Below are 13,204 nucleotides of genomic sequence, written 5' to 3' on the forward strand. Positions count from 1 at the left end.
TAGCGGCTGTTGGTGCTTGGTGAACGGTGTAAGGTCCTGAAACTATAGCACTTTCAGCCGCTTTCTTTTATCCCGTCATGAGAAATCCGGGCTAGCGCATTTATTGGGTTTCTCATGAACTTACTCGCCCGCTGGAGGCCTTTTCCCGCTGTCTGCTAAACAAAAGCGGACATTCAGATTTGGTTCTCAGTGCCTTTTGCGAGCCTTGCTGACTTGGGGAGATCACGGACAGTTGTCGCAAGACTTCGTCGACTGAATTCTACAGGGCTTACAAGCATCTGAAATTTATGAAACAGTGCTACAGGGTAATCTTGGATAAACGAACCTTGAAATTGCGCCAAAAACGACATTCTACGAATATCTCGATGCAAAAGCTGTCAGAGATCCACTCGTAGATCTCTGATAATTAAATGTAAAGTGGCGCTTTATGCTTTTCCCGTTGAGGGATATACGCATGCGGGATATATGTCATTGACCGTTGAATAAGCTGTTAGTTTCTGGGGAATTTCTGAAGTATGGTTCAATCTCAGTACTGGAAGGAAATTTATCAACTGAAGGTTCATATTGCCTTCATAGAGCTCTTGCTGGAGCGTTCTGAGAGAATTGACCGCGGATTAAAGATGTTTCTCGCTATTGCCTCAAGCTCAAGCATAGGTGCTTGGGTGATATGGAAACAGTTTTCTTGGGTGTGGGCTGCAATTATTGCCTGTTCGCAAGTGGTAAGCGCAATTACACAGTACCTTCCTTACAGGCATAGAATTAAGGCTTATTCCTCTCTGCTCAATGAGTTAGAAGAAACAATGATACAAGCAGAGTTCAAATGGCATGCTATAGCTGATGGTCAGATGACAGAAGCTGATATTAATAAATCGAGATTTTCGGTTCGAGCTAATAAGCAGAAAGCGTTGAAGAAGCACATTCACACAACTATACCCGTAAATGAAAGTCTGCAACGAAAAGCTGAAAAATCAGCGATAGCTTATTTCGATACATTTTACAATTAATAGGACTATTTATGAGCGACAACGACAGAAAAGGTGGCAGTAAAGGGTCAGGTGATCGGGTACGAATTAACGAAGAAAGGGGACTTCAGCCACCCAAGGATGTTCCTGAGATGCCCAAGGTCAAACCTCCGAAGAGCGAAAAATGAAGCTAACCAGGCCAGCTACAGCGACGGTTTTTACATTGCGGCTTCGCCTCGATTTCAAAACCGCGCGTGCTGAGCGGCGTTACGAATAAAACTAAGGGAGCAATATGGGACTGCGACGCTTGATTAAAGTCAAAATGGGGTTCAAATCGGGCAGATTAAACGTTGCTAGAATTCTGCAGGCCAATGATAGCGAGATGACATTGGCAAATGGCATGTCGATTAAAATCCTAGATGACTGGCGCAAACATCTTAGCTTCTGGACCAATGATGAGACCGGGGAGTTGTACTACGACAAACAGAAGTTCTGCGGGACTGAAGCCTACACGATTCTAAACCATGGTCGGTTCACGGGAATAATCGTTCGCGTGAGTCCAAGCGGAGATATATCTGCAAACCATGTCCTTGGTGTAAATCCACCGATGGGGTGGTCTGGTGGAAGCTATCGTGATTATTGCCAAGAGATCATGGCCAGCGACTTTGGTGCCTGGTCTGAATTGGCTATGACTTTGTAGGTTGCGCAGCGAAAGGCTGCTTCTGCACTGTCTCGTAACAAGGTGGTCAACGGGACGCTGGACTTCCCCCCATTGCCACCGACGTAATACCAGTATTTTGCCCACCATTTTATGAGATCAAAGGAAACTAAATGAGCTTACATTTGAGTGACCTTGATGAACTTTCCCAGAGGGTGCTGAATAGGCACTCCAAAGAGTACTTTAAGGAAGCAGTCGTATCATATAGAGCGGGCGCATATCGGTCCGCCTTGATTGCCACTTGGATTTCAGTTTGCATCGATATTATCGAGAAGATTAGAGAGTTGAGTGTAAGTGGTGAGGGTGCTGCCAAAGTCATAGAGGGAAAGCTAGATGCAATTGACCCGAAGGATCCTGGCGCAATGCTCAACTTTGAGCGCCAGATTTTGGATTTTGCATGTGACGAGCTGGAACTGATTTCAGTTATAGAAAAGTCACATCTTGAAAAGCTTAAAGATGATCGGAATATCTGCGCTCACCCTAATTTTTCTCAGGATGGAAATCAGTTCTCACCGCCTGCGGAGCTAGCTCTCGCTTATATGGTTCAAGCGGCAAACTATTTGCTCACACAAACACCGGTAAAGGGTAAGGTGGTAGTAAATAGGTTATTTGAATTAATTAATGAAAACTCTTTTCCTGAATCTGACGAAAAAGCCTTTGCTGTTCTCTCCTCTAACAATTATCTGGGGCGAGCTAGAGCAAGTAGTGTCCGAAATTTGATCATAATTTTATTAAAGCGCCTATTCCGCGATGATGAGGGCTTAAATCCGGATCTCCTAGACCGAATATCCGCGGCTTTGGGTGCGATAAATCGTATTAATTCGGCTGTATATTCTGAAGTAATACGGAGCAAGCTTGACTCTTTGCTTGGTCAAGCCAGTGACAAGCAGCTGAAGAGGTTTTTCCCATTTCTTTCTAAGCGCCCAGAGGCGTGGGTAAATATTGATGAGGGAATAAAGGTGCGGATCGAGGGTCTACTTCGCAACATGGAAGTTGAGGAGTTGATCAACTACCGCCTCGCCGAAGTCTCAACTGCAAGCGAGCGCCTTAATGCTGTGTTTCAAGAAGTGCTGAACGGTTTAGAAGTGAACGACCAAGAAAAGATTGTAGCAGCCAAAGCTTTTCCCGTAACCAAAGATCGAGCCATCGAAATATTTATAGACTCCAAAAGTTTCGCGTCCGCGGAGCACAGGGGAGTAAACGTACTGCTTCCGCATGCTAAATATTTGTCTACCCCAGATTTGGAAAGAATTTTTGAAGGTGCTCTTGAGAACCGGAACTGGAATATCAACCAAATCCTCAATGCTGGAAGCATCGGAGATTTTTTTGCCCAGCTGTACTCTGCAACGAAAATAATATCTTATGATAAGCCGAATCTTTGGAAAGGTTTTTGGGAGAAAATCCTAGAAAAGGGCTTTGAGTACGAGAGCTTGAAGAAAGAACTAGAGAAGGATGGATTAATTCCAGAGAGAGCAGTCGAGGAAGAGGATGACGAAATTCCCTTTTAACCGGTGTTTAGTATAAAAATCGTCTGCATTGCGACCGGTTCTTCGCTGCCTCACAGCTTTAAACCGACGCATGTGCCGGGCGTTAACAATTTGGATCAAGTTCCTTGAGAAATGATGTGAATATGATTAGGAATGGATATTTCCTGTTCGATTCTGACGCAGAGGAGACTACGCTTGAGGTCGCCAAAAGAGTTGGGCGCCCGATAAAAACTCCTACTATGCCTTTGATTCAAACGCTGACACCAAGAATCAAAGAAAATGAATACCCTAATACATACAGCGGTAATTTCGGTCTGAATGAGTTTCCGTTACATACGGACCTGGCCCATTGGTATATCCCTCCGAGGTATTTTCTCCTTCGGTGCGTGAAACCAACAAGTGAAGTGGTTACAAAGATCCTTGACCATCAGAAATTGTTGCAAGGGGAGTCTGAGGAAGGGGTAAGCCGATCCCACTTTATGCCGAGGAAAAGATTAGATAGATCGGCCAATGTCCTAAAAATTCTCAATGGAGAGCTGTTTAGATGGGATTCAGTTTTTTTGAAGCCGGCCAATAGATCGGCTGAGGCATTAAAACAACGAATCGAAGGACGGATAAGTGCTAGTTCTCCAGAGTCAATTCTCCTTGATAGGCATGGGCAATGTTTACTTATTGATAATTGGAGAATGCTTCATGGTAGGAGCGCCGTCGGAAGAAATTCGATGAACCGAATAGTTGAGCGAGTTTATTTAGAGGAGTTGAACCTTGACAGCACAAAGAACGGCCCATGAATGGTCCAAGGATGCACTGTTTTCGAAGGCGCAGCGCTACGCAGACATCATGGCAGATAAAAATCACTCTGATTGGGAGTTTGGATTTTGGTCAGCCCTAACACTTGAAGTGCTGGTTCGAGCATCTATCGCGAATATTTCTCCAGCACTGTTAGCTGATGGGAAAGATTGGAATAATGTCTTATATGCGGTGGGAGTCGAACCTAACCAACAAAAGTTCACTCCGAAATCTTCTGATATTTCTGATTTGCTTAAGCGTGCGGAGAGTCTTTTCTCAAGTTTTACTAGAGAAATGCTTAATTTCAGTGTCGCACACATAAATAAGAGAAATAGCGAACTACATTCTGGCGCGCTTCCATTTGATGGCGCGGGGTCTGCATCGTGGTTGCCTATGTTCTATTCTGTTTGCAAAGTGTTGGTTGAAGAAATTGGCGAGTCACTGGAATCTCTCGTTGGAGAAGACATTGCGGAAGAAGCAGAGGAACATATCCAGGCACTTGAGGACGAAAGTGCGAAATCCGTAAAAGGTACCATAAATGCCCATCAAACGATCTGGGAAGAAAAACCAGAAGAAGAACGAGAAAAGCTATCTAAACAGGCGGAGCTGCTGTCAACTCGACATCATGGGCATAGAGTAGCCTGTCCAGCTTGTGGAAGTACTGCGCTTGTGCAGGGTAGGTCGACTGGCGCGCCTAAAACCACGGTTGATGAGGATGGGATCATTGAGAAACAAACAATGCTTCCCTCATCTTTCGAGTGTGTTGCCTGCGGCTTAAAAATAGCAGGCTATTCAAAGTTAGTTGCATGCGGACTTGGAAATACCTATATATCCACGAGCCACTATGATGCGGTTGAATACTTCGATATAGATATAGAGTCCGAAGTGGATAGCATGATGTGGGAAGATAACAATGAACCTTTTTGAGGTGCTAACAGAAGGCCGTTGTCGGACACACCTTCGCTGAGCATAGTTGTGCCGCAAAGCCAAACGTTATTCCCAATCCTGAATGTTCGCTATGCGACCGAAGTGACTCTACCTAAGCAGTGAGAGGTTTAGTAAAAAGGGGAGCAGGTCAGTGGGGATGGCGAGCTATTCGGGTGACTCTGCGCAACGGCATATACACAACTAATACAACTCGTATCTGAATGCTACAGATGTGCATGTCAAAGTTAGAGCTTACATCTCGCCATGGACACTCAAGGGCACCTCAGCATGATCAATAAATTCAAAAAAAACATTCATATTGCCAGCCTGGTAGCCGGGGATGTGGTTAAGAAAGGTCGTGAACAGGCATCTAAACACTACGATGCCGTTTCTTCGGAGGTGAAGGGGCGCCTGGAGGACCCAGAGAGTGTCACGGCTTGGTGTTCTTGGTGTGGCGACTTCTGCAACCATAGTCTGGTCGTTGCGCGATCTGTTGGACGCTCGAACTATTCCTGCGACAGCTGCATGTTCCCAACAGTGATCTGTCGTTACTGTGACAACATGGCCAAGGGCTCAAGCGTTGATGTGAAAACCAGTCTCATGGAAGGCGGGTCCGGCGGGAGCAAGGTCTCGACGTTCTTCAAGGATAACTGGGCGAATGAGTTGTGCTCTGAGCACGATGGCACGATGCCGGACTTCTCGAAAGCAGGTATGAAGATCGCCGACCTGTCCGGGTTCGCGGATCTGATGAAGCCCAAGCAGAGGAATTACTACGGGATTGCGAAAAAAACGGCTGCCATTGCTGGCGGAGCAGCTGCCATTGGCACCGGTGCTTTTGTGGCGGCACCAGGCATCGCAGCCGCGCTCGGAACGGCCGGCGTCCTGGGCGCAGCGGGCACGGGAACAGCAATATCATCCCTTTCTGGCGCAGCGCTCACCAGTGCAGCCGTGGCGAAACTCGGTGTAGGTGGGTTGGCGATCGTCACCGCTGCCGGCGCTGGCTTGGGTGGCAGGTCCGGTATGGGCATAGCGAATGCCTACCTGAAGGACATCCCGGACTTCAATTTTGTGCAAGTGCAGAAAGACACTGCTGGCTCGAACCACAACGTCATCGTCATCAATGGCCTTCTCTCCGAGCAGGATGCAAAGCGGATTTCCGAGGAGAAATGGGACGAGGTAACGGAAGACTGGGTGACTGGTCTCAGTGACGTTCATGGCGATGAAGCCATTTGGCACCTGAACTGGGAAGCGAAGAATCTCGTTAAATTCGGCCGATGGATCACATCAGCCAGAACGGGTGTGGCTGCCAAGGGTATTGCCGGTGCTGTTGCTGTTGGCTCCAAGCAGCTCGCCAAGAAAGCCAACGCCATTGGCTTGACACTCACGGCCACGGAGTACCTTAGCAACCCCTGGCACTCGGCCATGCTTAATGCGGAAAAAACCGGTGCATTGCTGGCAGAGGCCATCAGTCGCACAGAAGGGCAAACCTTCACGTTAATGGGGCATTCGTTGGGCGCGAGGGTCATATTTTTTGCTTTGATGGCGCTGGCAACCAAGGAGCAGAAATACATCAAGGATGTTGTCTTGATGGGTGGTGCCGTGGGGCGGGATGATCTTCAGTCTTGGCTTTCAGCTGAGTCTGCCATCACCGGCACACTCTACAACTGCCATTCCGCTAACGACGGCACCCTCAAATTTCTTTACCAGACCGCGAACCTCGGCCTGTCAAAGCCTGCCGGCCTTGGGCCTGCGGTACCGATTGCCTTTAATGTTGACTGCACCGACTTCATCAGTGGTCATACGGTCTGGAAAGACAACTTGGCAAAGGTGTTTGCGCGGATCGAAGAACTCGCTCAGAAGGAGTGACGGCGTGGCAACAAGAGCTTGCTGTGAAAGGCCCCCGCGCGTTGCGTCTGGGCCTCAAACCTAACAAATCTCTGCATCTAGCCTCAAAGGGGGCTCGGGGTGCGTAGTTGCCCCCCTAAACCGGATACCGCATACGTCATAGAGTCTACGAGGTTTGCGAGCCTGAAGATGGACCGAAGCCGGCTGAACAGGTTTATCCAGGCATTGATCGCCGGCAGCTCTTTGACGTCCAATTGGGCTAATATTTCACGCAATGTCTTTGATACTAGTTGAACAAGGACTGATCAATGGATAAAAACAAACACGAGGTTATAACGCTGAATTGTCCAGAGAATATGTCTGGCGGGATAATGGTGTGTGGTTATAATTTTGGTTTTTCTCGAGAAGATGAAGCGAATGAAATGACTGGCATTCAGAATGAGCGAGAAGAAAAGTCGTTCTTCTCGGATCCGTCAGTTAATGGTACCCGGTTCAAGAACAAATTAGTCACTCTAATTCAAAGTTGGGGCGTGCCACTTCAGACAGATCCGTGTCATGCATCTGGCTTTGAGCGGTCATTCTTCCAGACAAATTGGATTATGACCCAGACTCGTTCAATCACCGGCGCAGAAAAGATCGACATTGAAACGCTAGTCGAGAATTCTGAGAGCATCTTGAACTTGATTGAGCGTCGGGCCCCCCGAGTCATTCTCTTTGTGGGAAGCCAGCTCATCGAAGCTCTTAATGACATAAGGATTCGCGGTGATGTTGAGCGGATTTTGGGAGCTCGGCCGGGTAATGCTGTACATCACGTCTCGGATGTCCCTACGACCGGCCGGCAATTTAAAGTGCTTATCCAACAATTTCCGCATACAACAGTTGTTAGCATTCCCCATGTAACTGGTACCCAAGGCCTAAGAGATGACTACATGGAGGGCTTTGCTCCCTTGATGCGTGAAATCTTGCTCGAAGAAAGTGTGGTGGAACAGAAACTGGAGCTGTGTCCCGAAGGGGGGTGATTAATGTGCGGTCGGTACAACGTAACAGACTCACCCGAAGTTTTAACGCTGATGGAACAACTGGGACTGCCCGGTGTAACACCCAGACCCCAGCACAACGTGCCGCCGGGCGGAATTGGGGAGTTCGTTATTGAAGCAGCTGACGACCGGTATCTGTTGCCAGGCATTTGGTCGCTTCTGATCGAGCCAAACCCGAATGGTTATGGCTTCCGGCCCAACCCGAAGTTTCACACTTTCAATGCCCGTAGTGATCGCTTAACCAGCGGCCCACTCTGGAAGAAGGTGTATCCCACCAAGCGGTGCATCGTACCGGTCAGCGCCTTTCATGAATGGAAGGACAAGCAGGTCTACAACATTCACCCACAGAATGAAGCCACCGCACTGGCGGGGTTATGGCAAGCCTGGCACTTCGGGGAGGAGCAGGTGAATTCCTTCACCGTCATCACACTGCCGCCGCACCCGAGGTTCAGCCACATCCACCCGAAAAGCATTCCGCTGATGCTTCGGCCGGAGGAGTTTGATTTGTGGCTGGATCCTGAGTTTCACGCGACGGATGCGTTTCAAGGGCTGATGAGAACCCATATCTCCGCCCCGCTGGTGTGTGAGCCGGTGCGGAGTACCAAACTGTTGGAGCCTACGGGGGATGCAGAACTCATTCCCGCCGATGCATAAGTGGTTTGATCCGCAATTGTTGGCTACAGTAACGCGACATAACCAGTCGCATGAAAGTACCAGCACGACAAGGATCCCGCTATGTCCAACACCGCCGTTCGTTACCTCACCATGCTCCGGATGGTGCCTAGGCACCCAAAATCCATCACCACCACCGAATTGGCGGGCAGGCTCGAAGAGCAGGGTTTCTCGGTGACCATGCGTTCTATCCAGCGGGATCTGGAAAAGCTGAGTGCCGACTTCCCACTACTGGTTGATGAGGAGTCACGGCCTTACCGTTGGTCGTTCGACCGGAACGCCACTATGGATATTATCCCGGCCCTGGACCTGCCGGCAGCCCTGACCTTCGAACTGGCGAAGGCCTACCTCTCACCCATGCTGCCGCCAAGGGCGCTATCCCACTTGAAGCCTCACTTCGATGAAGCCCATCGCACACTGCTGCGTGAAAAGAATCCCCTCGGCCAGTGGCCGGACCGGGTACGGGTGATCAATCGCGGTTTGGGAGGTGAGCGCCCGGCGATTGATGCGGACGTGCTCGAAACCGTGACCGAAGCCTTGCTGAGGGAATACAAATGCAGGCTGGTTTACCAGGCCCGCAGCTGGAAAGCGCCGGAAGAGATCGTTGTGCATCCATTCGGTCTGATCTTCCGGGACCCGAACGTCTACTTGATAGGCACAATCGAGGGCAGGGAAGGTATTCGGCAGTTGGTGCTGCATCGGGCGACGTCGGGTGAATTAGTGGAAGAGCAACCAGACCGGCCAGAGGACTTCGACCTCGATCTCTACATACGCTCCGGCGCCATGGGCATTCTGCACTCTGACTCGCCGGTCTATCTCAAGCTCCGCTGCGACAAACCGGCTCTGAACCACTTGATTGAGTCGCCGCTGGGTTTTGACCAGATAAACCGCGAGATTGATGACTCCACCTTCGAGATCGCCGTCACCGTGGGCGATACCCAGGATCTGCGCTGGTGGCTGACCGCACAGGCGGTGCACTGCGATATTCTGGAACCGGTCTGGTTGCGGGAGGAGATTGAAACCACCCTCACTCGAGGCTTGGATCGAACACGGCAGGCCAAGGCTCTGTAGCCCGCCGGGCTCAGTTGTCTTGTGGTAAAGCCCATCAGATATGGGGTGGTTCATACATTTAGCCACAGAGCGACGTTATCTGTCGTAATAAGGGCTTACAGTTGCCTCGGTTTGGGGCAATCCGACCAATTAGCTATTCAATTGGCTAAATCGTTGGGAGTTCAAAGTGTTCTATTCGATTTTCGAAAAAATTGAACGGGGTATTGTCCATGGATGAGGCTAGCTTGGTTGGCTATTTAGTCATTTTCATGATGTCTATGAGCGCGATGATCAGCGGAATGACTGGTTTGTACAGTACATCTAAAAAGGCGATGTTTCTCTATATCCTATTTTTTTTAGTGTTCTGGCTCGTAGTGTTCTGGGCATATTCGAAGTATGTAGGATTTCCAGAATTTATGGGTTAGATGATCTGGGTTTTGGGATAAGGAAAACTCAATGGCGGTGGAAAAGGCTGAACGTCAGCCGTCCCAAGGCTTAATAGCCCCAAAAATCCCGGTTTTGGTCATATCGCGGCGCAGTTCAAACGCGGCCAGGGCCTCAACCGGGTCGACCTGCCCCAGGTTGCCGAAATGAATCGCGCCCCAGGCTTCGCGCTTAACCTTCACGCTGTACAGGTACTTGTCTTCCACACGGCCGGTGGCCGCATTGGTAACCTGCGTAAAGCCCGAAAGCACCACCGTTTCTACTGAAGGCGCGCAGGCAAACCCTTCGCCAATCAGGCGAAACCCCATGCCATGCACATGGGCCATGTAGAGCTTTCTGAGAGCGGTATCGGAAAGCTCTTTGACGGACACTCCAATACCCCGCTGATACAGGCGCAATTCTGTCTTCGGGAAATCCTCGATCTCGGGCAGATCCACGTCCAGCATCAGGACGTTACCATCGGCGCTCAGCTCGAAGGACAGGCTGGTTTCCTGTGGCCAGTCGATATCCATCAAATGGTCATCCAGCACCAATTCCATGGCCGCCACACTGGCCTGTAGAGCTCGTTGATACAACGCAGCCCGCTGGCCTTCCTTACGCAGATGATTCTCTCGCTCTGATTGCCATTGCAGCTGCTGCCGTTGGTACTCGGATACCCGCCGTTCATTGCTGTTCAAAATAGCGTTGCGCCGGGCCGGGCAGAGCCAGGCTTTCCAGTCCAGTTTTCTGGGTTCCGGGCGCACCGGTTCTGGTTGGTCGAAGGGCTCTGGCACCAGTTGGGGAAACTGGTCCGGCGCTGGAGTGCCCAGATGAATGGTACCGATTTGTTCCATCATCCGGTTATGGGCATCCACCTGTTCCGCCAGGTTTTCCTTCAATGCCTCGTTGGCATAGGCTTTGGCCACTGCCATGGCTTCGTTACCGAGGTCAGCACCATTGGCATCCAGAAGGGTGATCTCGCCGGTCACGGTGTTCAGTTGCACTTGCGCGATGCGTTCTGCAACAGGCGGAAGGGCGATGTTCTGGCCAGACGTTGTGGGAGCCTTGGCTGAACGCCGTCCAGGCTTTCCCTCTTTCAGGAGCTTTTCACGGTACGACAAACCCGACCCCGGGAGTCCCACGTTCCCGTATAGCCCCTGTCGTCCCATCGTGACAGTGGCGCCGCGCATCCCCGCGGAGACACTCACGCCACGCTTGCCAAGGTTCAGGCGAACGCCTGGGAAAATCTTAACGGTTCTACGAAAACGAAAAGCCATAGACTCCAACCGGTCGGGTTACTTGGTGCGCATCCTATCATTAATTAGCAATAGTTTAGGGGTTTGGTGCGACTCATCTTGTCGCAGGATACAGGTAACTTTATCCGACTCGTAGGTGTAAATCAGTACGCAGATCTCAGGAACACAAGTTCGGGAGCTAGCCGCGGATAGCCTCGTTCATTAACAAAGAAAGGGGAGTGACAATGAGTGAAGAATATCCGTTCTGGCACGCTGGCTCGGCATATCGAATCACGTTAAGTCAGGGGCCAGATGGCTGCTCCCTTGGGCTTGATCGTCATGCAATAGCAAGGTTGTGCCCAAAGCTGGAAGCACTGATGACACAGGAGGTCACAATTACCGCCTCGGCTGATTGGCCTGCCCTGATCGTCTATCCAAAAGATGTGTGGGACGATCTCGCGCCCCAACTCCGGAGGCTCCCTTCCATGAACAGAGGCGCTAGAGAGATCCAACGCAAGATGCTTGGAATGGCAATTTGCTTCGATCGATCCGAGCCGCTGAGGATCTCAGAGGAACAGCGAGGTCATGCTGATCTCGGGCAGGAGGTAGTGGTTATTGTGTTTGATTCTGGCTGGGCTGAGATTTGGAAGTGTGAGTAGATCAATCATCCTGCAAGCACAATCAGCCATAATCCTGAGCTCAGTGAATGGCTGAAAATAGTGGCTCGACAAACCAGAGTCTTGTGGGAGAACATTGAAACAAAAAAATACAATATTGTTTTGGTAAGGTGGTGGGATTTTGTACTAACTTCTTGATATAAAATTCAAAGGTAGGTGTTAATATGGCATTCAGAAAACCGATTACCACATTGGGCGGTCTCATTTGGTGGAAGAATATTCGCCAGGATTCAAATTTTATCCTGCAAGAGCATAAAGTTGGCCTTCCAGCATGGCCTTACAAATACCGGATAACGCTGCGCGAGAATAGAATGGAAGTAGCCAATTCTAATGATGTCGAAGAGATAATGCATGATTGGGATTATCTTCAAGAAAATGTAATTCCTCAGTTAGATAAAAAGATCGATGTGGCTGAGGCTCTAGAAAAAGTTGATTGGTCATCCATTATAAGTTCGATCGCAAAGAAATTATGAAGGATGAGCTAGTTGTCCTTGTTCATGGATTCTTCAAGAATAGATCTGACATGAAGTTTCTTGAAGATGGTATCCGGGATCTTGGGTACGATACTTTGACTGTTGACCTACCGACAACGTTCGGTAGCTTGGATGATTGTGTCAAATCAATGCATGTCCAAGTTAACCAGATCACAAATCGGCGCAACGTCCATTTCGTAGCACATAGCATGGGAGGCTTGATAACTCGCTCCTATCTGAATAAATACGGCAGTAATAATGTTAGGCGATGTGTTTTTGTTGCGACTCCTAACTATGGCTCGGAGTTAGCTATGATTGCTGATTATATTCCATTCTATTCGAATATCTTTAAGCCAATAAAAGCGTTAATGCCGAAAGAACCAGAAATTGGTCAGGTCAATGCACAGATTATGGAACTTGGAGTAGTTGCAGGCAATGTGACGAAGGGGCCATTTGGGCGGGTGTTTCTTAAACCTCCTAATGATGGTCATGTGACGGTAGAGTCAGCTATTTCCCTTGATGCTAAAGATTCAATTGTTCTTCCTTATAGCCATAAAAAAATACACCACGCGGAGGAAACGTTAGAGCAAATCATTTTTTTTATTGAAAATGGGCATTTTCGACAAGATGTATCGGCAACACCTTCGGCCTGATCATCGCTATCAATTCGAGCACCATTAGGAGGCTGCCGTTGAAATCTACGGTAATCTGTTGCACGGAGGAGAATATCGCGTATGCGAGGAAAATTATTACCGCATCCAATGTTGGTATCTCCCGATCACTAAGAATGTTTTTTTATTTTTTACCAAGACCTTGTGGCGTTAGGAAATTCCTGGAGTCTGAGGAGCTTAAAGTCGTATAGATCAAAGCCGCTATTCTCTCGAAAGCGGTACACACTTTCGGTCATAT

At 49.2% G+C, this 13,204-nt stretch carries 12 protein-coding genes and 1 pseudogene; 11 read left to right on the plus strand and 2 right to left on the minus strand.

Going from position 1 to position 13,204, the window contains the following annotated elements; genetic code table 11:
* The first annotated feature begins 515 nt into the window (after window positions 1-515).
* The 9 genes from ACSSVV_RS19725 (at window position 516) to ACSSVV_RS19765 (ending at window position 9,508) form a co-directional block, all read left to right on the plus strand.
* Complete coding sequence (locus ACSSVV_RS19725) at window positions 516-1,004, plus strand: hypothetical protein (protein WP_454106857.1); 489 nt, start codon at window positions 516-518, stop codon at window positions 1,002-1,004.
* 11 nt (window positions 1,005-1,015) lie between these two features.
* Entirely contained in the window at window positions 1,016-1,150 is a 135-nt protein-coding gene (locus ACSSVV_RS19730) for a hypothetical protein (RefSeq protein ID WP_454106858.1), read from the plus strand.
* A gap of 104 nt (window positions 1,151-1,254) precedes the next feature.
* Window positions 1,255-1,662 (plus strand): hypothetical protein, encoded by a 408-nt coding sequence (locus tag ACSSVV_RS19735; RefSeq protein ID WP_454106859.1) that lies wholly within the window; start codon window positions 1,255-1,257, stop codon window positions 1,660-1,662.
* 131 nt (window positions 1,663-1,793) lie between these two features.
* Complete coding sequence (locus ACSSVV_RS19740) at window positions 1,794-3,188, plus strand: hypothetical protein (RefSeq protein WP_454106860.1); 1,395 nt, start codon at window positions 1,794-1,796, stop codon at window positions 3,186-3,188.
* A gap of 744 nt (window positions 3,189-3,932) precedes the next feature.
* Window positions 3,933-4,883, plus strand: a complete 951-nt coding sequence (locus tag ACSSVV_RS19745; protein WP_454106861.1) for a hypothetical protein — start codon at window positions 3,933-3,935, stop codon at window positions 4,881-4,883.
* A 288-nt stretch (window positions 4,884-5,171) separates the two neighbouring features.
* Entirely contained in the window at window positions 5,172-6,749 is a 1,578-nt protein-coding gene (locus ACSSVV_RS19750) for a DUF726 domain-containing protein (protein WP_454106862.1), read from the plus strand.
* 287 nt (window positions 6,750-7,036) lie between these two features.
* On the plus strand, window positions 7,037-7,747 hold the full coding sequence (locus ACSSVV_RS19755; RefSeq protein ID WP_454106863.1) for a hypothetical protein: 711 nt from the start codon (window positions 7,037-7,039) through the stop codon (window positions 7,745-7,747).
* 3 nt (window positions 7,748-7,750) lie between these two features.
* A complete protein-coding gene (locus ACSSVV_RS19760) occupies window positions 7,751-8,419 on the plus strand; it encodes an SOS response-associated peptidase (RefSeq protein ID WP_454106864.1) in 669 nt (222 codons plus the stop codon).
* Window positions 8,420-8,500: 81 nt separating this feature from the next.
* Entirely contained in the window at window positions 8,501-9,508 is a 1,008-nt protein-coding gene (locus ACSSVV_RS19765) for a helix-turn-helix transcriptional regulator (RefSeq protein WP_454106865.1), read from the plus strand.
* Window positions 9,509-9,966: 458 nt separating this feature from the next.
* On the opposite strand, the gene ACSSVV_RS19770 is transcribed toward ACSSVV_RS19765, so the two are convergent.
* Complete coding sequence (locus ACSSVV_RS19770; RefSeq protein WP_454106884.1) at window positions 9,967-11,031, minus strand: hypothetical protein; 1,065 nt, start codon at window positions 11,029-11,031, stop codon at window positions 9,967-9,969.
* A pseudogene (locus ACSSVV_RS19775) lies at window positions 11,032-11,187 on the minus strand (DUF4236 domain-containing protein); the annotation flags it as partial.
* A gap of 799 nt (window positions 11,188-11,986) precedes the next feature.
* Between ACSSVV_RS19775 and ACSSVV_RS19780 the strand changes: the two are divergent.
* Window positions 11,987-12,295, plus strand: a complete 309-nt coding sequence (locus ACSSVV_RS19780; RefSeq protein WP_454106866.1) for a hypothetical protein — start codon at window positions 11,987-11,989, stop codon at window positions 12,293-12,295.
* Window positions 12,292-12,948 carry a lipase family alpha/beta hydrolase gene (locus ACSSVV_RS19785; protein WP_454106867.1) on the plus strand — a complete coding sequence of 219 codons (657 nt, stop codon included), beginning with the start codon at window positions 12,292-12,294 and terminating at the stop codon, window positions 12,946-12,948. The genes ACSSVV_RS19780 and ACSSVV_RS19785 overlap by 4 nt, the downstream gene beginning before the upstream one ends.
* The last annotated feature ends 256 nt before the right edge of the window (window positions 12,949-13,204 follow it).

This window comes from Marinobacter sp. MBR-105 (genome assembly GCF_053628895.1).